Here is a 23,949-nt window from a genome sequence, read left to right as displayed (position 1 = left end):
GCTTTCCTGTCGGGGGAGGACTCAACTGGCCGATGGCGGCTCGCCATGGGCCAGCCTGCGCTCGGCGACGGCCCGGCCGAGCTGGTCCATGGCGAGCCGGTAGGCGCTGACGCCGCCGGCGTCGATGTCGCCCCGCGAATAGCTCGCCAGCACTTCGGCGAGCACCGCATCGGCCTGACGCTCGAGCCGGGCGAGGGCCGCCTCGTTGGGGGCGACGCGGATCGCGCCGAGCAGCTCGACCATCTCGCCGAGCCCGGCCATGGCTCGCTTGCGGCGTGCCGCGCTCTCGACGCCGAGCAGGCCGGCGGCGCCGGAGCCGAGCAACGAGAGCGCCATGACGCCGAGATAGAACCAGTCGCCATAGAGCTCGAAGAAGGTCTCCTGCTCGCCATCGATGAAGGCGGCGGCGCCACTATGGACCGCGAGCGGCGCGTCCTTGTCGGTCGCCGGGGTTTCGAGCCCCTGGATCGCCGGCAACTCGCCGGCGAGCGCGACCCGCAGCGACAGGATCGCGCTGACCAGATCGGCGACGCGGCTGTCGTCGAGCGACTGCGCCGCCATCAGGCGCGAAGTGATCGAGATCGTCGGCAGGTTTTCCGCCGGCAGCGGCGGATCGCCGCCGAGCGCGCCGCGGACGATCTCGCCGGCCTCGACCGCCCGGTTGCGGGCCGCGAGCGCGTCGGCTTCGCGGATCGGGATGATGCCGGGTTCATCCCCGAAGGCGGCGCGCAGGCGCTGGGCGGCGTCGTTGGCCGTGCGGGCGCTGATCGCGCCGACGGCGAAGAAGGCGTCGATCCGCCCCTCGCGGGCGGCGCCGATCACCATGTCGCGGGCCAACCCGACAATCTCGACCTCTTCGGGCTGGACGCCATATTGCGACAGCACCAGCTTCAGGAGGTCGATATTCTCGGCGGGATTGCGGATCACGCCGATGCGCTTGCCGCGCAGGCCGGCGACGCGGTCGATCGCGAGTTCCTTGGCGGTGATGAAGAAAGGGAAGGAGCGGCGCGTGATCAGGGCGGTGTCGGCCTTGGCCGGCAGGGCGATGTCGGGCCGTACGATGGCGAGGTCGACCTCGCCGGCATCGATCTTCCGGGCGCTCTCGGCCGAGCCTTCGGTCAGGACGAGGCGCAGGCGGATCGGCTTCTTCTCGCGGCTGAGGCCCTGGACGAAGGCCGCGGCCATGCGCGCATCGTCGGAGCCGAGCGGCCCGACGGCGAGCTTCAGCGTCTTCGGCTGGCTCCAGAGGTAGACCCCGAGCGCCACGAGCCCGGCCGTCAGCAGCAGCCCCGCCAGAACCGCAAATCCGCGCCGCCCCATGCCTCGCCCGCTTTCGCCCCGCTTCGTGCCGATCGCTCTCGACCGGCATCATGTCACAAGTGCGGCGGCGGGCGCGTGACGGCAAGCGCCTGCGACAAGAGTCTGCAAGAAGAGTTCGCAAGTCTCGGCCGGCGACAGCAACGGCAAGGATGCGGGAGTATGTGCAATCGTGCTACAGCGCCCCGATGATGCGCCCCGAACCCAGCTTCCCGATCAAGATCTGCGGGCTCTCCACGCCTGAGACGCTCGAGGCTGCGCTCGCCGCGGGCGCCGATATGATCGGCCTCGTCTTCCATCCGCGAAGCCCGCGCTTCGTGATGCCGGACCAGGCCTCGCGGCTCGCGGGGCAGGCCCGCGGCAAGGCCGAGATCGTGGCGCTGACGGTCGATCTCGAGCCCGCCAGGGCGATCGAGCTCGCGCAGCTCGTGCGGCCCGACTGGCTGCAGCTCCACGGCAGCGAGACGCCGGAAGCCGTGAGGGCGATCAAGGCCGCGACCGGGCTGCCCGCGTTGAAGGCGCTGGGCATCGCCGGCGCGGCGGATCTCGACCGGATCGCGGCCTATGCCGACAGCGCCGACATGATCCTGCTCGACGCCAAGCCGCCCAAGGACGCGGCCTATCCCGGCGGCCATGGCCGGCCCTTCGACTGGACGCTGCTCGCCGGCCTCGACCCGGCTTTCCGCTTCATGCTATCGGGCGGGCTCGATCCGGCGAATGTCGCGGAGGCGATCCGCATCGCGAGGCCGTCCGGCGTCGACGTCTCCTCCGGGGTCGAAAGCGCGCCGGGCGTCAAGGACGTCGACCGGATCGCGGAATTCGTCAGGGCCGCCCGCAGGGCGGCCAAGGCACTGAGCGACGATATCTTGAAGAAGGCAGGCCAGGCATGAACGCGCCGCACGCACGCAACAGCTTCCGGAACGGCCCGGACGAGAACGGCCGCTTCGGCCAGTTCGGCGGCCGCTTCGTCGCCGAGACGCTGATGCCGCTGATCCTCGAGCTGGAGGCCGCCTACATCGCCGCCAAGGCCGATCCGGCCTATCATGCCGAGACCGCCGACGGGCTGAAGCACTATGTCGGTCGCCCCTCGCCGCTCTATTTCGCCGAGCGCCTCACCGAGCACTTTCGTGGTGTGGCGACGGCCTCCGGCCTGTCGGGCGGCGCCAAGATCTATCTGAAGCGCGAGGAGCTGAACCACACCGGCTCCCACAAGGTGAACAACGTCCTCGGCCAGATCCTGCTGGCCCGGCGCATGGGCAAGAAGCGCATCATCGCCGAGACCGGCGCCGGCCAGCACGGCGTCGCCACCGCGACGCTCTGCGCCCGCTACGGTCTCGAATGCATCGTCTATATGGGCGCGGTCGATGTCGCCCGGCAGGCGCCGAACGTCTTCCGCATGCAGATGCTGGGCGCCACCGTCGTGCCGGTCGAATCCGGCACCAAGACGCTCAAGGACGCGATGAACGAGGCGCTGCGCGACTGGGTGACCAATGTCGCGACGACGTTCTACTGCATCGGCACCGTCGCCGGCCCGCATCCCTATCCCGCGATGGTGCGCGACTTCCAGTCGATCATCGGCAAGGAGACACGCGAGCAGATGCAGGAGCTGGAAGGCCGTCTGCCGGATTCGCTCGTCGCCTGCATCGGCGGCGGCTCGAATGCGATGGGCCTGTTCCATCCATTCCTCGACGATAAGAGCGTCGAGATCTATGGCGTCGAGGCGGCCGGCCACGGCATCGCTTCCGGCCTGCATGCGGCCTCGCTCACCGGCGGGCGCCCCGGCGTGCTGCACGGCAACCGCACCTATCTGCTGATGAACGAGGACGGGCAGATCAACGACGCCCATTCGATCTCGGCCGGGCTCGACTATCCCGGCATCGGCCCGGAGCATTCCTGGCTGCATGATGTCGGCCGCGCCACCTATCTCTCGGCGACGGACGAGGAGGCGCTCGCAGCCTTCCAGCTGATCTCCAAGCTTGAGGGCATCATCCCGGCGCTGGAATCGGCGCATGCCCTCGCCAAGGTCGCCGAGCTCGCGCCGCAAAAGCCGCAGGACCATCTGATGGTGGTCAATCTCTCCGGCCGTGGCGACAAGGATATCCCGCAGGTGGCGGAGATTCTGGCGGCGCGGTGACCTGAGCATTTTCGAGCGAAGTGGACACCGGTTCGCGTGAAGAAAATGCGATAAAACAAAAAGCTAGAGCATTTCGCGCTTCGGAGAAGCGTGGAAATGCCTTGCACCGTCCTGATGCTGCCCCATTGGCTTGCGCATGGTCGGGGCGCAGAAGCGGCACCGTTTCTGCGGACCATGCCAGCGAAGGACGATCATGTCTAAGACCAAGAAGGCCCTGCTCATCGCCGCGCTCGCGGCGCTCGCCGCTCCCGTTCAGGCTCAGAGCCCCGGCCCGCTTGCACCGGCGGAAGGCATCGTCATCCGCACCGAGGGGGAGGTCAGGGTGAAGCCGGATCTCGCCACGATCCAGGCCGGCATCGTCAGCGAAGGCAAGACCGCCGCCGAGGCGCTGGCGAAGAACACCCCGGCGCTGGCGAAGCTGGTCGAAGCGGTGAAGGCGGCCGGCATCGCCGGCGGCGACGTCAGGACCTCGCAGGTCATGCTGATTCCCCGCATGACCCAGCCTTCCGCTTCCTCCTCGCCGCAGCCGCGCGCGCCGAAGATCGACGGCTACGAGGCCCGCACCGGGCTCACCGTCATCGTGCGTGACATCACCAAGGCCGGTCCGCTGATCGATGCGCTCGCCGCCGCCGGCGCCAACGAGATGTCGGGGATCATGTTCGGCCTCGCCGATGAGGACACCGCCAAGGACGCGGCGCGCCAGAAGGCCGCCGAGGCGGCGCGGGCCCGCGCCTCGCTCTATGCCGAGAAGCTCGGCGTCAAGGTCGGCGAGCTCGTCTCGATCGTCGAAGCCGAGGCCGAGGCGCCGTCCCGTCCGATGGGCGAGATGCGGGCCTATCGCATGGCCGCTGCGGGGGGCGCGCCGATGGCGGTCGAGCCCGGCGAGATCACCGTGAGCGCGACGCTGCGCACGGTCTGGCGCATCGAAAAGCAGTAATCCTCGACGCTTTTTGCCTTCCCGCCCATAGCGGGCGCGCTGGCCGGGGCGGTCCGCATTCCGTACCGCCTCGGTTCCGTCTTCATGCTAGGCTCGGCGCATGACGAGCTATGGCCAGTTCTGTTCGATGGCGCGCGCCCATGAGGCGCTGGGCGGGCGCTGGACGTTGCTCGTGGTGCGCGAGATCCTGTGCGGCAGCAGCCGCTTCGGCGAGATCCGGCGCGCCATTCCACGCATTTCGAAGACCATGCTCGCAGGGCGCCTGCAGGCGCTCGTGCTCGCCGGCGCGCTTTCGCGCCGGGATGACGGGCAGGGCCCAGAATACGTGCTGACGCAGGCTGGCCTGGAGCTCGCCGAACTCGTCAGGGCGATGGGGGCCTGGGGCCAGCGCTGGCTGCCGCGTCACGCAGAAGGCGAGGATCTCGACCTGGGGCCCGTTCTGGTCGACATGCAAAGGCGGGTCCGCTTCGAGACCCTGCCGCATGAGCCGCTGGTCGTCCGCTTCGAGATCGCCGGCCATGGGCCGCGCTTCCTGCTGCTGCGGCCGGGCGAGGCCTCGCTCTGCAGCCAGAATCCCGGTTTCCCCGAAGTGCTCTGCGTCCGTGGACCGCTCTCGGCGCTGGTCGCCTGGTGGCGCGGCGATGTCGGCTTCGCGGAGAGCCGGCGGCTCGGCCTGTCGATCGCAGGCCCGCGCCCGCTGGCGGCAGCCTTTCCCGATTGGTTTCAGCTCTATGCCTTCGCCGGGATCCGCCCGGCGCGGGACACCGAAAGGACGAGCCCATGACTGTCCGTATCGTTCGGCTGGGAACGCCGCGCGCTGCCGGAGAAGGCACGCGCATCGGTACGGTCCGGCGCGTGCCGCGCGGCGTGCCGAAGGAGCGCTATGCCAGCGAGAACTGGTTCGACGTCTGGTTCCCGGTCCTGTCGCCGACGCCCGAGCTGATGGCGCAGGCCAAGTCGGCCGAAACCGAGAAGGACTGGGCCGGCTTCACCCGCGCCTTCAGGGCCGAAATGGCCGAACCGGCGCCGCGCCACGCGCTCGACCTGCTGGCGACCTTGTCGCATGGCAGCGATTTCTCGGTCGGTTGCTATTGCGAGGTCGAGGCGCATTGCCATCGCTCGGTGCTGCGTGCGCTGCTCGAGGAGCGCGGGGCGAGGCTCGGCTGAAGACAGTATCGACGGCCCTCTTGCCCGCAGCCCTCACCCGGAGGCGCCGCGCGTCGCGAAGCTCGCCTTTGCGAGGTCCGGATTCCGGACCTGACGGGGCGGCGCTTTCGGGCGACAAGGGCATGCCTCATGCAACATGCCCCATGCAAGGAGCGTCACGTGACCCAGCCGACCATTCTCGACCGCATCGGCAAGACGGCGCTCATCCCGCTGCGCCGGATCGTGGCGGCCAATGGCGCGCGCATCCTGCTGAAGCTCGAAAGCGAGAACCCGACCGGCAGCATGAAGGACCGGATGGCGCTCGCCATGATCGAGGCGGCCGAATCCGACGGGCGGCTGAAGCCGGGCGGTGCGGTCGTCGAATATACCGGCGGGAGCACCGGGGTTTCGCTCGCTCTGGTCTGCGCGGTGAAGCGTCACCCCCTCCACATCGTCACCTCCGACGCCTTCGCCCGTGAAAAGCTCGACCACATGGCGATCCTCGGGGCGAAGCTGACGGTCATCGCCAGCGAGGGCGGCGGCATGACCGAAAAGCTCACCCGCGACATGATCGCCGCCGCCGGTGTGATCGCGGAGGAGACCGGCGCCTTCTGGACCGACCAGATGAAGAACCGCGATCAGCTTTCCGCCTATGATGCGATGGCGGACGAGATCTGGAACCAGGCCGAGGGCAGGATCGACGGTTTCGTTCAAAGCGTCGGTACCGCCGCCTCGCTGCGCGGCCTCGGGGCAGGGCTGCGACGCCATGACATGGGGATCAGGGTGGTCGCGGTCGAGCCGGCGGAATCGCCGGTGCTTTCGGGCGGCGCCCCCGGCGCGCACAAGATCGACGGCATCGGCGCCGGCTTCGTCGTGCCGCTCTGGCAGGAGGGCATGTCCGATGCGGTCGAGCGTGTCTCGACGCAGGAAGCGCGGGCGATGGCGCTGCGGCTCGCCCGCGAGGAGGGGCTGTTCGCCGGGCTCTCGACCGGCGCGAACGTGCTCGCCTCGTTGCGGCTCGCCGAGCGGCTCGGCGAGGGCGCGACGATCGTCAGCCTGATGTGCGACACCGGCCTGAAGTATTTCGGCAGCTGGCGCACCGCCCTTGCAGAGCAGGGCTGAGCCTGCGCCCTCTCGCCAGCCGGGCCCGGCCATGCTAACCGCAGCCGCATGACACAGACTGGCCAGACCCGTATCGAGAACCGCTTTTCCGCTTGCGCCAAGGAAGGCCGGGCCGCGCTCGTGACTTTCGTCACGGCCGGCGACCCGGATTTCGACACGGCGAACGCGATCCTGCACGCCCTGCCCGCGGCAGGCGCCGACATCATTGAGCTCGGCGTGCCCTTCACCGACCCGATGGCGGACGGCATCCCGGTCCAGCTCGCCGGGCAGCGCGCGCTCAAGGGCGGCCAGACGCTGAAGAAGACGCTGGCGCTGGTCGAGGGCTTCCGCAAGGCCGGAAACGACACGCCGATCGTGCTGATGGGCTATTACAACCCGATCTGGGCCTATGGCGTCGAGCGCTTCCTGGCCGATGCGCGCGCTGCCGGCGTCGACGGGCTGATCGTCGTCGACCTGCCGCCGGAAGAGGATGCCGAGCTCTGCCTGCCGGCGCTCGCCGCCGGGCTGAGCTTCATCCGCCTGGCGACGCCGACCACCGACGACAAGCGCCTGCCGCGCGTGCTGCAGAACACCTCGGGCTTCGTCTATTATGTCTCGATGACCGGCGTCACCGGCGGCACCATCGCCAATTACGACGCGGTCGGCGATGCGGTCGGCCGGATCAAGCAGCACACCAGGCTGCCGGTCGCCGTCGGCTTCGGCGTCAAGACCGCCGCCGATGCGGCTGCGATCGCGCGCGGCGCCGATGGCGTCGTCGTCGGCTCGGCCCTGGTCGAGCGCGTCAGGCTTTCGCTCGATGGCGAGGGCAAGGCCACGGAAAAGACGGTTTCGGCTGTCACCTCGCTGGTCGCCGAGCTTGCCGCCGGCGTCCGTTCGGTCGCAAAAGCTGCGGCCTGAGCTGCTAGCAGCTCACGTAATTCGAGGATGGTCCGATGAACTGGATTTCCGAAGTCGTTCGCCCGCGCATCAAGACGCTGTTCAAGCGCGAGAGCCCGGAGAACCTCTGGATCAAGTGCCCGGATTCCGGGCAGATGGTCTTCCACAAGGATGTCGAGGCCAATGGCTTCGTCATTCCCGGCTCGGAACATCATCTGCGCGTCAAGGCGCCCGATCGGCTGCGCCTGACCTTCGACGAGGGCAAATGGCTCGATGTGGCGCTGCCCGAGGCCGCCGTCGACCCGCTCAAGTTCCGCGACGAGAAGCGCTATGTCGACCGGCTCAAGGATGCCCGGGCCAAGACCGGTGCGAGCGACGCCTTCAAGGTCGGCTATGGCCGCGTCCAGGGGCTGCCGATGACCATCGCGGTGCAGGACTTCCACTTCATGGGCGGCTCGCTCGGCATGGCGGCGGGTGAAGCCTTCATCAAGGGCGCCGAGACCGCGCTCGAGAAGAAGACGCCCTATGTCGTGTTCGCGGCTTCGGGCGGGGCGCGCATGCAGGAAGGCATCCTCTCGCTGATGCAGCTGCCGCGCAGCACGGTCGCGGTCCGGCGCCTGCGCAAGGCCGGCCTGCCCTATTTCGTCGTCCTGACCAACCCGACCACCGGTGGTGTCACCGCCTCCTATGCCATGCTCGGCGACGTCCATATCGCCGAGCCGGGTGCGCTGATCGGCTTCGCCGGTCCGCGCGTGATCGAGCAGACCATCCGCGAGAAGCTGCCCGAGGGCTTCCAGCGCTCGGAATATCTCAAGGATCACGGCATGGTCGACATGGTCGTGCACCGCCACGAGCTGCCGGCGACGCTGGCACGGCTGGGCCGGCTGCTGACCCGGCAGCCTGCCCCGGACGCGAACGCCGAGGCGGAGGCCGAGCCGCTTCCGCTCGAGGCCAACTGAACTCTCGCACGACGCATCGGGGATCGCCGGCCGCCGCTCCGCACCGGCGCGATGCTTTCGCCGGCCGGGGGGCCGGACCCGCATGAGCACATCCGACCTGCTGCTGGCGCGCTTCCTGGCGCTCCACCCCAAGCTGATCGATCTTTCGCTCGGCCGCATCCTGCGCCTGCTCGAGCGCCTCGGCGATCCCCAGAAGAAGCTGCCGCCGGTGATCCATGTCGCCGGTACCAATGGCAAGGGCTCGACCATCGCCTTCATGCGGGCGATCCTCGAGGCCGCCGGCCTCAGCGTCCACGTCTACACCTCGCCGCATCTGGTGCGTTTCCATGAGCGCATAAGGCTCGGCCGGCCGGGTGGCGGCCGCTTCGTCGATGAGGGCGTGTTGGTCGAGGCGCTGGAACGCTGCGAGCGCGCCAATGCCGGCGATTCCATCACCTTCTTCGAGATTACCACCTCGGCGGCATTGCTGCTGTTTTCCGAGCACAAGGCCGATGTCGTGCTGCTCGAGGTCGGGCTCGGCGGGCGCTACGACACGACAAACGTCATCGACCACCCGGCCTGCACCGTGGTCACCCCGGTCTCGCTCGACCATTCCGAATATCTCGGCGATACCGTCGCCAAGATCGCCGGCGAGAAGGCCGGCATCTTCAAGCGCGGCGCGCCGGCCGTGATCGCGCCGCAGGGCCCGGAGCCGACCGCCGTGCTGGAGGCCGCCGCCGAGCGCGCCGGCGCTGCGAAGATCCTGATCGGCGCACAGGATTTCAACGTCCATGAGGATGGCGGGCGGCTGGTCTATGAGGATGGCGACGGCCTGCTCGACCTGCCGCTGCCGCGCCTTACCGGGCGCCACCAGCACGTCAATGCCGGCACGGCGATCGCGGCGCTGCGCGCCGCCGGCTATGGCGGCCTGCCGGTCGCCGCTTTCGAGCGCGGCATGACCGAGGCCGAATGGCCGGCGCGGTTGCAAAGGCTGTCGCGGGGGCGCCTCGCCGAGCTCGTGCCCGCCGGTGCCGAGCTCTGGCTCGATGGCGGCCATAATCCCGATGGCGGCCGCGTGCTCGCCCAGGCCATGGCCGATCTCGAGGAGAAGAACCCGGCGCCGCTGGTGATGATCACCGGCCTGCTCTCGACCAAGGATGGCCGCGCCACGCTCGGCCATTTCAAGGGGCTGGCGCACGCGCTCTTCGCCGTGCCGATGCAGAACCAGCTCGCCGCCCGCCCGGCCGAGGAGGTGGCGGAGCTCGCCCGCGCCGCCGGGCTCAAGGCGGAGGCCTCCGGCTCGGTCGAGCAGGCGCTGCGCGAGATCGCCGCGCGCCACTGGCCGGTGCCGCCACGCATCCTGATCTGCGGTTCGCTCTATCTTGCCGGCGAGGTGCTCCAGGCCAATGGTACGCCGCCGGTTTGAGGCCGGGGCGAACGGCTCTATCGTCCTGTTCCGCCTGCCAGCTGCGCCGAGGAGAACCATGCCAGTTGCCGGATTGACCACCCTCGGCATCGTCCTCCTGTGCAGCATGTTCGGTGGCTGCGTGACCTCCGGCGGCGAGGCGGTCCCGACGGCCGAAGGCGTCGACCGGGTGCGCGCCGGCGAGCCGACCTTCCTGCAGCAGACCTACATGACCATGGACAAAAGTTGCCGGCAGGTGAAGCGGCCGACCGCCGTCCTGACCCGTGACCCCGAGCATGGCAAGGTCAGGATGGCGACGCGCAAGGCCGAGGCGGTCTACGGCCCCGGCCCCTATGCTCATTGCGATGGGCGGGTCGGCAACTCGCTCGCCTTCGAATACACCTCGCGGCCGGATTACCGCGGGCGCGATAGCTTCGAGGTCAAGGTGCGTTATGCCGATGGCGAGGTCCGCCATGGCCGCTTCGAGATCGAGGTTCGCTGAGCCCAGAGCATCGGGCCGAAAAGTGGAACCCATTTTTCGGGCGAATCCGATGCTTCAACAAGGAATGAGATCGCCAGAGTGTGTCCGATGGATGCCCGGCGATCGAAGGGAGCCGGGCCTATGGAGAGAGCTTTCGGGCAGGGCGGCAAGCGGGCTTCCGTGATCGGCCAGGGCAGCTGGAACATCGAGCTCTCCGAGCGCAAGGCGGCGGTCGCGGCGCTGCGGCGCGGGCTCGATCTCGGGCTGACGCATATCGACACCGCCGAGATGTATGGCGATGGGCGTTCCGAGGAGATCGTCGGCGAGGCGATCTCGGGCCGGCGCGACGAGGTCTTTCTGGTCTCCAAGGTGTTGCCGCACAACGCCTCGCGGGCCGGCACGCGCGCCGCCTGCGAGCGCTCGCTGCAGCGGCTCGGCACCGACCGGCTCGATTGCTACCTGCTGCACTGGCGCGGCTCCTACCCGCTGGAAGAGACCTTCGCCGCCTTCGAGGCGCTGCGCGAGGAGGGCAAGATCCGCTCCTGGGGCGTCAGCAATTTCGACGTCGACGATCTCGATGAGGCGCTGGAACTGGTCGGGCCGGGCAGGATCGCCTGCAATCAGGTGCTCTACCATCTGCGCGAGCGGGCGATCGAGCATGCCGTCATCCCCTGGTGCGAGAAGAACGGCGTCGCGGTCACCGCCTATAGCCCGTTCGGACAGGACGATTTTCCCGAGCCCGGCTCGGCGCAGGGGCGGGTGCTGGCGCAGATCGCGGCGAAGCATGGCGCGGGCCCGCGCCAGGTCGCGCTCGCCTTCCTGACCCGGCGCGATCAGGTCTTCGCAATCCCGAAGGCGGCGAGGGCCGCTCATGCCGAGGACAATGCCGGGGCGCTGTCGCTGCGGCTGGACGAGGCCGATATCGCCGGGATCGATGCAGCCTTTCCGCGTGGCAGGCCGCGCTCGCTGCCGATGCTGTAGCACTCTTTCGGCAATTGCGACGTCGTCCCGGGCGACCGGAGGGCGCGATCGGGGCTACGCGACCAGCGTCTTCGGCAGCATGCAGTGGATGCCCTTGTTGCCGTTGACGGTCTGGGTGACGCGCAGATCGGCGGCGAGGCTGCACAGCATATAGGCCTCCTCGCGCGAGAGCTTCGTCCGCTCGGTGATCAGGCCGATCATCTCGCGCAGCGCGTCTTTCGCGCAGATGTCGAGATCGGGATCGATGCCCATGGTGATGTGGTGGGTCCGGGTTTCCGCCCGGGGCATGGCGAAGGACAGGTCCTCGCGTAAGTGGAATTCGAAAGTGCCTTCCAGCGCCGTCTCGATCGCGGTGATGCAGACTTCGCCGTCGCCCTGCGCGCCATGGCCGTCACCGCAGGAGAACAGCGCGCCCTCGACGAAGACGGGCAGGTAGAGCGTCGCGCCGGCGACGAGTTCCTTGTTGTCTATATTGCCGCCGAAGGCGCGCGGGATCAGCGAGGTCACCCGCCCCCAATGCGCCGGCGGCGCCGTGCCCATCACGCCGAAGAACGGCGCAAGTGGCAATTCCATGCCCCAGGGCAGGTTCGCGACGTTCCGCTCGCGATCGAGATGGATGTAGCGGAAGGCGTGGTAATCGAACTCGTCCGGCAGCGTGCCGCCGAGCGGGCGGAACATGGTGTAGCCGAAATCGGTGCGCGGCTTCACGCTCCGGATCTGCACCTCCAGCACCTGGCCGGGCCGCGCGCCCTTCACCGCGATCGGCCCGGTGAGGATGTGGCCGGGCACCATGCGCTCGGCCTTTTCATGGATCTCGTGAATCTCCGGCGGGATCGTCGCATTGCCTTCCGGCAGATGGGCGGGCCCACCGGTCAAGGTGCGGATGGTGACGCTGTCGCCGCTCTCGATCTCCAGGACCGGCTTCAGCTTCGCGTCGAAATAGCCCCAATGGCAGGTGGCGAGGCTGGAATCGAGCTGGTGATGGGTCATGGCATGGCCTCGTTCGGCGGCGGGGCGATTGTCAGGCGGGGGGCGCGAGCCCGGCTTCGGCCCGGCTGCGGGCATTGCGGCGGATCGTGTACAGCGTCGCGCCGATGACGATGGCCGAGCCGATGAAGGTCGAGAGCGAGGGGATCTCGGCGAAGAAGACGAAGCCGGTGAAGCTCGCCAGCAGCAGCCGGCTGAAATCGAGCGGGGCGAGCGCCGCCGCCTCGCCGACCTGGTAGGCCTTGGTGATCAGCCATTGCCCGGCGGTGCCGAACAGGCTGAGCAGTACGAGCGCGAGCCATTGCTCGGCGCTCGGCCAGACCCAATAGGCCCAGGCCGGCCAGGCCAGGGCGACGATCAATACCAGCCCCTGATAGATCAGGATGGTCTCGGTGCGCTCCGAGGTTCCGAGCAGGCGCACGCTGACAGTGATGCAGGCGCCGAATACCGCACCGCCGACCGCCATCAGCGCCCAGAAGTTCAGACCCTCGGTCGAGGGGTTCAGCATGATCAGGATGCCGATAAAGCCGATGACCGTCGCAGCCCAGCGCCGGCTATCGACCTTCTCCTTGAGCACCAGCACCGCCGCGATGGTGACGAACAGCACCTGGCTGAAGCTGATCGAGGTCGCCTGCGCCAGCGGGATGTGGATCAGCGCGCTGAAGCCGCAGAGCATCGAGGCCAGCGTCACCACCCCGCGAAAGATCTGCAGGCCGGGATGGCGGGTGCGCAGCATCGAAGGCAGCGCCCGGCCGACGACGGCGAGGATTACGAGGCTCATGATCAGCTGGCGGATCATCAGCGTCTCGACCAGCGGGATCGCGCTACCGAGGTGCTTGAACAGCCCGACCATCACCGCATAGACTAGCAGCGCCGAGATCATATAGACCGAGCCGCGCAGGTTCGGGCTGGCGCCGCGCCACCATAGGCCGATGCGTGAGCGGCGTGTCGCCAGCCAGCCGGGGCCGGCCGGGGTGATGCCGGCGGGATCTGGTGACAGCGGAATGTCGGGGGAAGCGGCGCTGCCGCTCGGACAGCCGTCTTCCTCGGATGCTGGCGGCGTGGGCTCGCCGATCCCGGCGCTCTCGCTGCCGCGGGCCTCCTGATCCGAAAGACGGTCGTCGCTCATGGCAGCCCGGAGCCGGGCTCAGCGCCAGCGGCTTATTATTGGTCTCGTCCTGGAACTCTCGCCGATTTGCCGGTTTCGGAGCAGGGGGCTTGCGCACATGGCAGGGTTGTTCTGGCGTCCGGCCGCTCCGCCTTCAGGACAGGGGCGTCATTCGGCTGGGCGGCTGCCTGCGCCGCCATTGTGGCGTATAGCAGCGCGGATCGCGCATTCGGGCGGCGATCGGACAAGGTGACGCGGGACGATGCGGGATCTGCTGGCCGATATGGCGAACGGCGTGCGCGAATTGTCGCCGCGGCGCTTTCCCTGGCGGCGCTTCCTGCTTGCTCTTTCGCTCGGCATTCTCGGCGGCTGGCTGTTTTCCTATCTGCGCCTGCCCTTGCCCTGGATGCTCGGCTCGATGGTGTTCTGCACCGCCGCCGCGATCTCGCGCGCGCCGGTCGCGGCCCCGCCGGTGATCCGCCCGCCGATGTCGGCGGTGATCGGCGTCATGCTCGGCTCCGGCTTTCGGCCCGATCTGATCGCGCAATTGCCGAACTGGCTGCCGACGCTCGCCGGGCTCGTGCTCTTCATGGCGGCCTGCGCCTTCTTCTGCGTCGGCTATTTTCGCCGCGTCGCCGGCTATGACCCGGTCACCGCCTTCTTCGCCGGCATGCCCGGCGGCCTCGTCGAGATGGTGATCACCGGCGAGGAGAAGGGCGGCGATGCGCGCACCATCGCGCTGATCCACTCCGCCCGCATCCTGCTCGTGGTGATGACGCTGCCCTTCATCGTGCAATGGCTCGAGGGCGTCTCGCTCGGCATCAACCGCACCTCCGGCCCCTCGATGATGCAGACCTCGGCGCTCGGCTGGTTCTGGCTGATCGCCTGCGGCGTTCTCGGCGTCATGCTCGCCCATGCCCTGCGCCTGCCGGCGAAGCAGCTGCTCGGGCCGATGCTGGTCTCGGCGGCGGTGCATGTCGCGGGCCTCAGCGACTCGGTGCCGCCCTTCGAGATCGTCAACCTCGCGCAGCTCGTCCTCGGCGTCACCATCGGCTGCCGCTTCGTCGGGACGCCGCCGCAGGCGATCCTGCGTATCCTCGTGATCTCGGCCGGCTCGACGCTGATCCTGCTTGCGCTGACGCTGGCCTTCGCCTTCGCGGTCGCCCATATCTCGCGCTACCAGCCGGTTCCGCTGATCCTGGCCTATTCGCCGGGCGGGCTCGCCGAGATGAGCCTGATCGCGCTCGCTTTGCACACGGAGGTCGCCTTCGTCGCCGCCCACCACATCATCCGGGTCTTCCTGGTGATGATCGGCGCCGGGCCCCTTTTCGGCCTGCTCGGTGGCAAGGCCAAAAGCGCGAGCAAGCCGAACTAGTCAGCGCCCGACCGCAGCCGCGAGCCCGCGCTCCAAGGCCGAGGCGAGTGCGGCGCGCTGGCGCGCCATGAAGGCGGCGCCGTCGAGATGCAAGCTGGTTCCGGCCCGCGCCGCGCCGACCAGATCGATCAGCGCCGAGGCGAAGGCCCGCGGCTCGTCAGCGATCCGGAAATTCGCGGGGATCTCGGTGAAGCCGCGGCAGGAGAGTGGCGTCGCCACCGCTGCTGCGCCGAGCTGCATCGCCTCGATCGTCTTGAGCTGCACGCCGGTGCCGGCCCGGCTCGCCAGGGCCAGGGTCCGGCAGGAGAGCAGGAATTCGCGCGCATCCGGCACGCGTCCGACCAGCTTCACATTGTCCGCTACGGGCGGCATGTCGGGCGGCAGGCGTCCGGCGACCGCGATCTCGAAATCGCGCGGCAGCAGCGGGCAGACCTCACGCAGGAACCAGTCGAGCCCGGTGAAGTTCGGTACCCAGGTCCATGTGCCGATCAGGCCGATATCATGGGTCGCCGCGACCGGCTGGAGGCTCAAGAGCTCGACCTCGGCTCCCGAGACCAGCGGCAGCACCGCCGATTTTCCGGCCATCTCCGGGCCGAGCGCGGCGCGGTCCTCCTCGGCCAAGGTCCAGACGAAGCGCGCCTCCTGCCAAAGCTGTCGCTCGACCTTCTCGAGCAGATGCGCCTCGCGCGCGAACAGCGCCCGCATCAGCGGGCTGCGGGCGTGATCGGCGTTCTGCTGCGCCGAGACATGCTCGATATTGTGCTCGACCAGCACGCAGGGGCCGAGCCCGGTCAGCTCGGGAAAGGCGCCGGGCAGCATTACGGAATTCAGCACGATGGCGTCGAACGGGCCGCGCGCCCTGACCGCCTCGACGAAGCGTCCGCGCCCCGCCAGCCTGAGCTTGGCGCAGGCGACCGGCAGCGCGGCAGCGAGCGCGCTGCCCAGCCATTGCAGCTTGCGCGCCTTTGAGACGACGGCGTTCTCGACATCGACCGCGTCGATCACCACCGCCCCGCCGGGGTCCGCCGGCACCTCGCCGGGCCGCAAGAAGCCGAAGGCGGTGACCTCATGGCCGGCGGCGCGCAGCGCATCGAGGATGGCGGCATTGGCGATCTCGAAGCCGGTATCGGGCCGGGCGACGGGGATCAGCGTGGTGAGGAAGGCAAGGCGCACGGTGTTCCGCATCCTGGGATCGTGGCCGAGAACAGGGCGCACGCCGGCCGCCGGGTCAAGCCTGCTCGGGCGGTAACCTCAACGGCATGTGATCGAGGAGGCCGGGCACGGCGGTGCCATGCATACGGAACCTTAAGCGAATCGGCTGCGATGCTGTGACGACAATGGAAGTCCCGGGAGTTGTTCACCGGTTTCCTGCCGGGCGAGGACGATCGCATGACACAGCAGGCACTGACGGAGAGGCCAGGTTTCGGCGCCCCCGAAAGCTTCGAGATCGTGGCGCAGTCGGCGCCCGAGATCCTGGCCCATGTCGAGACCGTGGTCTGCGTCCCGACCTTCCGGCGGCCCGACATGCTGGAGCGCACCTTGCGCTCGCTGGCGGCGCAGCGCGGCGCCGGGCCGTTCGCGGTGATCGTCGTCGAGAATGAGGGCAAGGAGCGCGCCGGGGCCGAGCGGGCCTGCGCGCTGTTCGCCGAGGGGCTGTTTGAGGGGCTGGTCATCGTCGAGCCGCGCCAGGGCAACTGCAAGGCCTACAATGCCGCCTGGCGCTGCGCTTTGACGCGCCTGCCGGCGCTGCGCCAGATCGCCGGCATCGACGATGACGAGGAGGCCGAGCCCGGCTGGCTCGCCGCCTTCCTGCAGGCCGCGGCGAGCGCGCCGGCCGAGCTGTTCGGAGGTTCGGTGACGCCGCGCTTCGAGGATCCGACCCGCGCCTGGCTCGGCGCGCATCCGATTTTCCGCTCGCATTACAGCGCCTCGGGGCCGATCCCGATGCTCTATTCCAGCGCCAACTACCTGATCCGGCGCGAGGTCCTGGAGACGCTGGGCTTTCCCTATCTCGACGAGAGCTTCGACTTCACCGGCGGCGGCGACAGCGATTTCTTCAGGCGGGCGATGGCCGCCGGCTTCCGCTTCTGGTGGGTGCAGGAAGCGGTGCAGCGCGAGACCATGCCGGCCAGGCGCACCGAAGCCGACTGGGTTCGGGCGCGCGGCTACCGCAATGGCGCGATCTCGGCACGGATCGAGCGGCGCAGCCGGCCCGGCACGGCCGGGCGGCTGCGCGTCCTCGCCAAGAGCCTCGCATTGCTCGCCGCCTCGCCTCTGCGCGGGCTGATGCTCGGCCTCGACACCCGTTCGCTGACCATCGGCCTCTACCATGCCCAGGTCGCGCTCGGCCGCCTCGGCACCGAATTCGGCGTCGCCGACGAGCAGTATCGCGTGCCCGAGAAGAACTGAGCCGCTTCGGGCGCCGCCGCTTCAGGCCTCGTTGACGACGAAGCCGCGGATCTTGCCGGCATGGGCGCCGAGCGTCGCGGCGGCGCGCTCCATATCCTCGCGGCCGACAGCGCCCTCGCGCAGCACCAGCACGATATCGTCGACCGCTTCGGCGAATTGCAGGGTGAGCTCGTCGCTGCCGATCGCTGCGCCATCGACGATGATCGGCCCGAAGCGCCGGGCGGCGCCGAAGAAGTCCTCTCTGATCTTCGCCCCGGTGATCGCGCTGGTCGGGCCCCGGCGCGGCAGGAAGAACAGCCCGGTCCCCTCGTCCTGCAGGGCGGCCCGCACCACGCCGGCGGCGCCGGAGACGATGTCGGCGAGACCGAGCTGCGCCTCCTCGGCGAAGCTCTTGGTCAGGCTGGCCGTGCCGAGCCCGGAATCGACCAGGATCGCCGCCTTGCCGGCGAGCGCCGCGTCGAGCGCCAGGTTCAGGGCCAGCGTCGAGGCGCCGGCCCCGGGACGCAGGCCGACGATCAGGATGCGGCGGCCGCCATCGCCATCGGCGGCGGCTTCGAGCGTCTGCCGCAGCTCGCCGATGCTGCGGGCAAAGCGCGCCTGCGGCTTGTCGAGCGTGTCGACGAGCGGCCCCTTGCCCTGGAAGACCGAGCGGGTTTCCTCCAGCTCGCGGCGCCAGCGCCGGTGGCGCACGGCCGGGAGCGTCGCGAGCAGGGGTGCCGCCGAGGTCGCCAGGATCTCGGGCAGGCGCTTGGCTTCGGGCTTCCCCGCCAGGCGCCGCCAGCCGGCCTTGGCGGGCTTCGCCGCTGCCGCCGGCGGCGGAGCGGGCGGTTCCGCTTCGATGGGACGGATGGCGGGCAGCGCCGCAGCGGGTGCCGCTGCCTTCGGCCCGTCGTCGCGCGGCGTCGCGGCGCCGTGCGCGCTGCCGGTGGGCTGGGCGGGCCGTGTCGGCGCCGCTCCTCCGAGGAAGGCGAGCCCGACTGCCAATGCGGCACCGAGCCCCACACCGCCGATGCCACCGAGCAGGGCGATCGTCCGCCGCGACATCCCGGATTTCTGCAAGGGCGGCATCGCCTGCGAGATGATGCGGGCATTGGTGGTGTCGATGCCGGAAAGCTCGCTGGTCTCGCGGGCGCGCTTCAGGAACCCCTCATAGATGACGCGCGAGGATTCGACCTCGCGTTCGAGCTCGCGCAGCTCGACCCCGGCCCGTCCGGCGGCGAATTGGCCGGATTTCAGCGCGTCGACGCCGCTTGCGGTCTGCTGCTCGGCGGCGAGTGCGCGGTCATATTCGCTTCTGGCGGCGCGTGCGATCCGGCCGAGTTCCTCGGCGATCTGGCGGCGGGCGTCCCGCACCTGGGCCTGTGCCGCAAAGAGCGCGGGATGCCGGGCTCCGAGCGAGGCGGTCAGATCGGCTTCGCGGCTCAGCGCGGCGCCGAGCTGGGCCCGCAGCGCGGTCATCGTGTTGGAGGCGAGGGCCTCTGGAATGGCACCGGCCTCGAGCGAGGCGGCGCGGGTGCGGGCAATCTGCTCGTATTTCGCCCTGGCCTCGGTGACCCGGGTCCGTGCCGCGACGAGCTGGGCGTTGCTGAGCGCGAGCTGCTCTTCGCCGATCGACTTGCCGCCGGCGGCGGCGAGATTGTTGGCTTCCTTGAAGCGCTCGGCCTTGTTCTCGGCATCGCGCAGGCGCGAGCGCAATTCCTCGAGCCGGCCGGTCAGCGATTCCGTGGCGCGTCTGGCGGCGGCGTCGCGCACCGCCGCCTGATCCTCGAGATAAGCGTTGGCGAGGGCGTTGGCGAGGCGCGCGGCCTTTTCGGGATCGCGCGAGGTCACCGAGATGTCGATCACGAAGGTGCGTTCGCCACGCCGTACCGAGATGCGGCGGTCGAGTTCGGCGAGGGCGTAGAGCATCCCGTCGCGCTTGCTCGTCGTCCCGCCGAACAGGCGCGACAGCAGGCCGGGGCTGGCTTCGCCGCCGAATTCCGGGTCCTTGTCGAGATGCTCGCTCTCGACGACGCGCGCCTTGATGCTGTCCGAGGCGATGATCCGCGCCTGGCTTTCGAGATAGGCGGTGATCGAGGTCGGGTCGCTGCCGACCGTGGTCGGCGAGACCTCGTTCTGGAGCACGCGAAGATCGCGCGGATCGATGAAGAGCTGGGCGGTCGAGACATATTTCGGCGTGACCAGCAGGCTCGCCAATGCCGCCAGCATCATGCCGGCCAGGGCGCAGAGCAGGATCAGGCCCTTGCGCCGCCAGAGCGTGCCGATCAGCCAGAGCGGATTGGCCAGCACCGAGAGCGACGGCCGGCCGGCAGCGTCCGGTGCCGCGACGGCCGCCTGCTGCGGCGGCGTCGCGGCCCGGTCGATCTCGCCGGGTGCGGTCTCGGTGGTGAACATTAGGCTACGCTTCACTCGTTTCGTTCTGGTCGGCGTCCGGCTGGTTCGGGACGGGGTGCCGGGTCATTCACTCAGGCCCGGCCGCTGCGATAGCGTTCGAGCACCTGCATCATCGGTTTGGGGCGGTAGTCCTCGTCGAGCGGCAAGGGCCGTGCCCTGGCCGGGTCCTTGCGCGGAAAGGTCTCGTGGACCCAGCTATGGCGATCGCTCAGCCCCCAGGTGACGATCGCCTTCGGCCTGCCACCTGCGACCACGGCTTCGAGATAGGTCGTGACCAGCTTGGCGGCAGCCTGGTCGCGCAGTCCGGTATCGGGCGGCAGCTTCCAGTCGATCACGTCGAGCTCGGTGACCTCGACCCCGACGCCGAGCTTGCCGAGATCGGCGACGAAGCCCTGCACGCCTTCGCTGTCGATCGCGTTCTCGGCATAGAGATGGGCTTGCATGCCGACGCCGTGGATCGGGATGCCCTTGTCCTGCAGGCGGCGCACGATATCGATCGCGATCCTGCGGCGCGCGACGATGCCCGGCCCGGCCTCCTCGAAATTGAAGTCGTTGAGCACGAGGCGCGCCTTGGGGTCGACCCGCGCCGCGGTGCGGAAGGCGATCTCGATGTGATCGGGTCCGAGCAGGCGCTGCCAGATCGTGTCGCGATATGGCTCGCCGGGCTTGGGCTCGAAGGCGATGACCTCGTTGACCACGTCCCAGGTCGCGATCTTGCCCTTGTAGCGGTCGACCACGACCTCGATATGGCGCGTCAGCTCGCGCTCGGCCTCGGCTCGGCTCGCCATCTGCCTGGCCCAGGGCGGCAAGGCCATGCCCCAGAGCAGCGCATGGCCGCGCAGCGCCTTGCCGTGTTTCAGCGCGAAGCCGACCAGTTCGTCCGCCCCGGAAAAATCGAAGCGGGCGCGGTCATGGCGCAGTGCCTCCCATTTCAGGTCGTTCATCGGCACGATGACGTCGCAGAGCCGGACCAGCGCGTCGCGATAGCGCGCATCGGCGCGGAAGGTCTCGATCTGAGCCGCCGAGCCATAGGGGATCGGCGCCCGGCCCGGTGCCGCGGCGGCGCCGTCGCCGGCGAGAGCGGCCGCGGCGATGCCGGCGGCCCCGCCCAGTACATCCCTGCGCGAAATGGCTTTCATGTCGTGGCCGGGCATAGCCTCGTTTCGTTTAGGGTCGCTCAACGCGTCTGCGCTAGACACGGGGCGATCTCCGCCCTGCCAGAGGCACGGAACGGGCCAGCCGATCTGTCGAAACGGACTTCATGTCGCCCGACCGCGCCACCATCGCCGCCTACCTCACCATCCTGAGCGGCTCCGCCGGCCGGCTCGTCATCTCCCTTGTCTACTTCCTCATCGTTGCGAATACGTTGACCCTGGGCGAGTTCGGCATTTTTGCCACCGCCTCCGCCACCGGCGTCATCCTTTCGCGTCTGCTCGCCTTCGGCTTCGTCTCGCCGGTCTACCGGGTCGCCACCGTCAAGCCGCGTCTGCTCGGCGCCTATCTCGCCGGCTTCGTGGTGCTCGGGCTACTGTCGCTGCCGCTGATCGCGCTGGCGAGCTGGGGCGCCTATGCGCTGCTGTTCGCCGGCAAGGTCGCGCTTCTGCCTTTCGCGACGATCATCCTCGCCGAGGTGCTGGGCTGGCGGCTAGTGGAGCTCGTCGCCATCGTCAACAACGGCATGCGCCGCTTCCGCGAGGCGGCGCTTCTGGTGGTCATCGGCTCGGGCCTGCGCACGCTGGCCGCGATCGGCTTCTATCTCCAGGCGCAGCCGACGCTGGAGGGCTGGGCCTTCGCCTATTTCGGGGCGACGGCGCTGAGTGCCCTGATCGGCTTCCTCGTCTTCCTGCCCAGAATGCGCCTGGCCTTCGTCCCGGCGCTCTATCCGCGGCGGATGGCCGATGCGCTCTCGGCCGGTACTGCCGACATCCTGTTCTACCTGCAAGCCGAGCTCGACAAGCTCCTGATGCTGGCTTTCGCCGGCGACCGCGTCGCCGGGCTCTACGCCATCGCCATGCGCGTCATCGACCTCACCGCCATGCCGGTGCGCAGCTTCAACCAGATGCTGGTGCAGAAGATCATGCAGGAGCGCGGCCTGCGCGGCGGCGCCCGGCATCAGGTCCTGGTCGAACTCGCCATCGCTGTCGTCTCGATCGGCGGGCTGGTCGCGATCATCCTGCTGCTGGCGCTGTTCCCGCGCGCGCTCGGCGGCAATGTCGCGCTCGCCTCTTATCTCTTCCTGCCGATGCTGCTGGTGCCGGCCTTCCGCAATCTCGTCGAGTACCAGGCCGAATTGCTCTACGCCCGCGAGCGCACCGGCTCGCGCGTGCTGCTGCTCTGCGCCGTTGCGGCGCTCAAGGCGGTGCTGATCGCCTGGGTGATGACGCGGCACGGCGCCGATGGCAGCTGGGCGCTCTGGCTCAACGGCGTCTTCGGCGCGCTCTACCTGCTCTCGACGGTCTTCACCTATCGGCTGCTCGGCAAGGCGGGCTGATCGGCTTCTCGCCTCACCGCCCTGGCTCGGCTTCGGCCAGGGCCCGAAGCCGAGCCAGCGGCACACCGGTGAAGGATTGCACGCCGACGGCGACCTGGCCGGGCCCGAGCACCTCCTCGAAGGAACGCAGCCCTTCGAGATCGGCGACATCCTCGTCGAACCAGAAGACCTTGCAGGGCTCGTGGGCATCGGGCCAGTGGCCGGCCTCGGCGAGGCCGCGCACGCCTTCGACGAAGTAGCCGTAGATCATGTACTCGGAAAACTGCCGGTTGGCGGCGATGGCCGAGACCCAGTCGCGGCCGGTCACCTGCTCGATGCGCGCCATCATCGCGACGATGTTGTCGCGCCGCCAGCTCACCAGATTGTTGATGTAGTCGGCGCTCGGGAAGGCCGGTTGCGGCAGGCCGAGCAGCCGGCTCGCGACCTCGCACCAGCCGCGATGGCGCTCCATCTCCTGGGTGATGCCGCCTGGCTTGCGATAGAGCCGAACGCCGTCCGCCGTGCTTAGGCTGGTGACGTCGAAGGGCCGCAAGAAGATCATGTCGGAATCGGCGAAGAGCACGATGTCCTCGTGGCTCTTCAGCGGCAAGGCGAGCTTGCGCAGTTGCTGGGCGTGCCAGCCGCGCAGCGGCGGGATGCCGCGCGCCAGTGCTCCGGGGCCGGTCCAGACCCGGCGGCGCCCGAGGCTGAGCGGATCGGGCCAGGAGGAGAGCCAGCGCGGCAGCAGTGCCGATTCCGGAAGGACCTGCCGCCGCGGCCCGGCAAGCGATGCGAACAGGGGAAGGTCGCGGTCCTCGACCAGCAGATAATGCATGGTGTGGCCACTGACGAAACGGTCGATGCTGGCGCAGAGCAGCCGGCAACGCTCGAGATCGTCGGCATAGCTCGGGGTCGCGATCGCGATACTGGGATTCGTCACGCGACCTTGCGTCCCGTGAGCCTCTGCCGCAGCACGCGCAGCAGGAAGATCGGATTGCCCACGACATAGCGCCGCCAGAGCCGGCCGGGCTCGAGCCAGAGTCGGTAAAGCCATTCCATCCGCAGCCGCCGGATCCAGAGCGGCGCCCGTGTCACCTCGCCGGCCAGGAAATCGAAGAAGGCGCCGATTCCGGCGGCGACGCTGCAATGGCGCGGCCCGAGCTTCTCGGCGATCCATTTTTCCTGGCGCGGATTGCCGAAGGCGACGAGCAGGAGATCGGGCCGCTCATACTCCAGCCTTGCCAGCAGGGCCGCCTCTTCTTCCGCCGAGAAATATCCATGGCTGAGAACGGCGAAGTCATGTTGGGGATGCTCGTTCTGCAGCCGTGCCGCGGCGCGCTCGGCGATGCCCGGCTTGCCGCCGAGCAGCATCACGCGCAGCGGCTCGCGCTGCGCCGCCAGCAGGGCCGGCGTGAAATCGGTGCCGTTGAGATTCGCCGGGAAATGGGCCCCGTGCAGAAGCTGCGAGGCGACATCGACGCCGATTCCGTCGGGCAGAATGAGGAAGCTGGAGAGAGCGGCCCGCAGGGCCGCATCGTTCGCAGCGAAATTGGCGAGATGGGCATTGCAATAGGCCAGCCGCAAATGCCGCTTCCGGTCGAAGGCGCGTGCGATCAGAGCCAGCGCCTGATCGCGCGTCAGGGCCGCGACTTGCACCCCGACGATGTCCCGCCGCGGCGCCTCGATCGCGGGCATGCGCCCGACCAGGGGCTGTGCGTAGGGAGCGGAGAAGGCGTTCATCGCGGATTCGGCCCGGGCAAGCATGCGTCGCCATGGTGACGCCAGCGGCGCATGTCTTGGGGGATTTGCAAGGTCGGTCAAGGCGAACCCGTTCCCAAAGTAAATCGAATCTTCAGCCGGCCCGGGGCT

The 23,949-nt window shown here is 69.1% G+C and carries 22 protein-coding genes; 14 read left to right on the top strand and 8 right to left on the bottom strand.

Annotated elements, in window-relative coordinates:
* Window positions 1-21 precede the first annotated feature (21 nt).
* The gene (locus J0J10_RS08800; protein WP_291646132.1) at window positions 22-1,320 is read right to left on the bottom strand and encodes an ABC transporter substrate-binding protein; all 1,299 of its coding nucleotides are present in this window, start codon (window positions 1,318-1,320) and stop codon (window positions 22-24) included.
* Between the two features lie 185 nt (window positions 1,321-1,505).
* On the opposite strand from J0J10_RS08800, the gene J0J10_RS08795 reads away from it, so the two are divergent.
* The 11 genes from J0J10_RS08795 to J0J10_RS08745 all read left to right on the top strand — a co-directional run bounded on the left by J0J10_RS08795 (window position 1,506) and on the right by J0J10_RS08745 (window position 11,337).
* Window positions 1,506-2,207 carry a phosphoribosylanthranilate isomerase gene (locus tag J0J10_RS08795; RefSeq protein ID WP_465247175.1) on the top strand — a complete coding sequence of 234 codons (702 nt, stop codon included), beginning with the start codon at window positions 1,506-1,508 and terminating at the stop codon, window positions 2,205-2,207.
* Window positions 2,204-3,451: a tryptophan synthase subunit beta gene (trpB, locus tag J0J10_RS08790; protein ID WP_291646130.1), complete on the top strand. Its 1,248-nt coding sequence runs from the start codon at window positions 2,204-2,206 to the stop codon at window positions 3,449-3,451. Before J0J10_RS08795 ends, trpB begins: the two co-directional genes overlap by 4 nt.
* Window positions 3,452-3,644: 193 nt before the next feature.
* A complete protein-coding gene (locus J0J10_RS08785; RefSeq protein ID WP_291646129.1) occupies window positions 3,645-4,388 on the top strand; it encodes an SIMPL domain-containing protein in 744 nt (247 codons plus the stop codon).
* A 100-nt stretch (window positions 4,389-4,488) separates the two neighbouring features.
* Window positions 4,489-5,172 (top strand): winged helix-turn-helix transcriptional regulator, encoded by a 684-nt coding sequence (locus tag J0J10_RS08780; protein ID WP_291646128.1) that lies wholly within the window; start codon window positions 4,489-4,491, stop codon window positions 5,170-5,172.
* Window positions 5,169-5,555, top strand: a complete 387-nt coding sequence (locus tag J0J10_RS08775) for a DUF488 domain-containing protein (protein WP_291635855.1) — start codon at window positions 5,169-5,171, stop codon at window positions 5,553-5,555. Before J0J10_RS08780 ends, J0J10_RS08775 begins: the two co-directional genes overlap by 4 nt.
* A gap of 159 nt (window positions 5,556-5,714) precedes the next feature.
* Window positions 5,715-6,656, top strand: a complete 942-nt coding sequence (locus J0J10_RS08770; RefSeq protein ID WP_291646127.1) for a PLP-dependent cysteine synthase family protein — start codon at window positions 5,715-5,717, stop codon at window positions 6,654-6,656.
* A 48-nt stretch (window positions 6,657-6,704) separates the two neighbouring features.
* Window positions 6,705-7,553 (top strand): tryptophan synthase subunit alpha, encoded by an 849-nt coding sequence (trpA, locus tag J0J10_RS08765; protein WP_291646126.1) that lies wholly within the window; start codon window positions 6,705-6,707, stop codon window positions 7,551-7,553.
* Window positions 7,554-7,588: 35 nt separating this feature from the next.
* On the top strand, window positions 7,589-8,491 hold the full coding sequence (gene accD, locus J0J10_RS08760; RefSeq protein ID WP_291635849.1) for an acetyl-CoA carboxylase, carboxyltransferase subunit beta: 903 nt from the start codon (window positions 7,589-7,591) through the stop codon (window positions 8,489-8,491).
* Window positions 8,492-8,573: 82 nt separating this feature from the next.
* Window positions 8,574-9,896, top strand: coding sequence for a bifunctional folylpolyglutamate synthase/dihydrofolate synthase (locus J0J10_RS08755; protein ID WP_291646125.1), 1,323 nt, complete (start codon window positions 8,574-8,576; stop codon window positions 9,894-9,896).
* Window positions 9,897-9,954: 58 nt separating this feature from the next.
* Window positions 9,955-10,377 (top strand): hypothetical protein, encoded by a 423-nt coding sequence (locus J0J10_RS08750; RefSeq protein WP_291646124.1) that lies wholly within the window; start codon window positions 9,955-9,957, stop codon window positions 10,375-10,377.
* A gap of 120 nt (window positions 10,378-10,497) precedes the next feature.
* A complete protein-coding gene (locus J0J10_RS08745; protein ID WP_291646123.1) occupies window positions 10,498-11,337 on the top strand; it encodes an aldo/keto reductase in 840 nt (279 codons plus the stop codon).
* A 54-nt stretch (window positions 11,338-11,391) separates the two neighbouring features.
* Here J0J10_RS08745 and J0J10_RS08740 read toward each other — a convergent pair whose 3' ends face one another.
* The gene (locus J0J10_RS08740; protein WP_291635840.1) at window positions 11,392-12,327 is read right to left on the bottom strand and encodes an acetamidase/formamidase family protein; all 936 of its coding nucleotides are present in this window, start codon (window positions 12,325-12,327) and stop codon (window positions 11,392-11,394) included.
* A 31-nt stretch (window positions 12,328-12,358) separates the two neighbouring features.
* Complete coding sequence (locus tag J0J10_RS08735; RefSeq protein WP_291646122.1) at window positions 12,359-13,453, bottom strand: DMT family transporter; 1,095 nt, start codon at window positions 13,451-13,453, stop codon at window positions 12,359-12,361.
* 241 nt (window positions 13,454-13,694) lie between these two features.
* Between J0J10_RS08735 and J0J10_RS08730 the strand changes: the two genes are divergently transcribed.
* The gene (locus tag J0J10_RS08730; protein ID WP_291646121.1) at window positions 13,695-14,807 is read left to right on the top strand and encodes an AbrB family transcriptional regulator; all 1,113 of its coding nucleotides are present in this window, start codon (window positions 13,695-13,697) and stop codon (window positions 14,805-14,807) included.
* Here the strand turns inward: J0J10_RS08730 and J0J10_RS08725 are convergent, their stop codons facing one another.
* On the bottom strand, window positions 14,808-15,992 hold the full coding sequence (locus J0J10_RS08725) for a glycosyltransferase (RefSeq protein ID WP_291646120.1): 1,185 nt from the start codon (window positions 15,990-15,992) through the stop codon (window positions 14,808-14,810).
* A 204-nt stretch (window positions 15,993-16,196) separates the two neighbouring features.
* Between J0J10_RS08725 and J0J10_RS08720 the strand changes: the two genes are divergently transcribed.
* Window positions 16,197-17,216 (top strand): glycosyltransferase family 2 protein, encoded by a 1,020-nt coding sequence (locus tag J0J10_RS08720; RefSeq protein ID WP_291646119.1) that lies wholly within the window; start codon window positions 16,197-16,199, stop codon window positions 17,214-17,216.
* 21 nt (window positions 17,217-17,237) lie between these two features.
* On the opposite strand, the gene J0J10_RS08715 is transcribed toward J0J10_RS08720, so the two are convergent.
* Both J0J10_RS08715 and J0J10_RS08710 read right to left on the bottom strand, forming a co-directional pair.
* Window positions 17,238-19,625: an exopolysaccharide transport family protein gene (locus J0J10_RS08715; RefSeq protein WP_291646118.1), complete on the bottom strand. Its 2,388-nt coding sequence runs from the start codon at window positions 19,623-19,625 to the stop codon at window positions 17,238-17,240.
* A gap of 56 nt (window positions 19,626-19,681) precedes the next feature.
* On the bottom strand, window positions 19,682-20,749 hold the full coding sequence (locus J0J10_RS08710) for an endo-1,4-beta-xylanase (RefSeq protein WP_291646117.1): 1,068 nt from the start codon (window positions 20,747-20,749) through the stop codon (window positions 19,682-19,684).
* A gap of 122 nt (window positions 20,750-20,871) precedes the next feature.
* On the opposite strand from J0J10_RS08710, the gene J0J10_RS08705 reads away from it, so the two are divergent.
* A complete protein-coding gene (locus tag J0J10_RS08705; RefSeq protein WP_291646116.1) occupies window positions 20,872-22,101 on the top strand; it encodes a lipopolysaccharide biosynthesis protein in 1,230 nt (409 codons plus the stop codon).
* Between the two features lie 13 nt (window positions 22,102-22,114).
* On the opposite strand, the gene J0J10_RS08700 is transcribed toward J0J10_RS08705, so the two are convergent.
* Both J0J10_RS08700 and J0J10_RS08695 read right to left on the bottom strand, forming a co-directional pair.
* Window positions 22,115-23,020: a DUF6492 family protein gene (locus J0J10_RS08700; RefSeq protein WP_291646115.1), complete on the bottom strand. Its 906-nt coding sequence runs from the start codon at window positions 23,018-23,020 to the stop codon at window positions 22,115-22,117.
* The gene (locus J0J10_RS08695; RefSeq protein WP_291646114.1) at window positions 23,017-23,820 is read right to left on the bottom strand and encodes a WecB/TagA/CpsF family glycosyltransferase; all 804 of its coding nucleotides are present in this window, start codon (window positions 23,818-23,820) and stop codon (window positions 23,017-23,019) included. The genes J0J10_RS08700 and J0J10_RS08695 overlap by 4 nt, the downstream gene beginning before the upstream one ends.
* Window positions 23,821-23,949 lie beyond the last annotated feature (129 nt).

Source organism: Allobosea sp. (assembly GCF_017308075.1).
Taxonomy (GTDB): Bacteria; Pseudomonadota; Alphaproteobacteria; order Rhizobiales; family Beijerinckiaceae; genus Allobosea.
The sequence above is the reverse complement of the archived record's forward strand: the minus strand, read 5'-3'. Positions and strand labels throughout refer to the sequence as shown.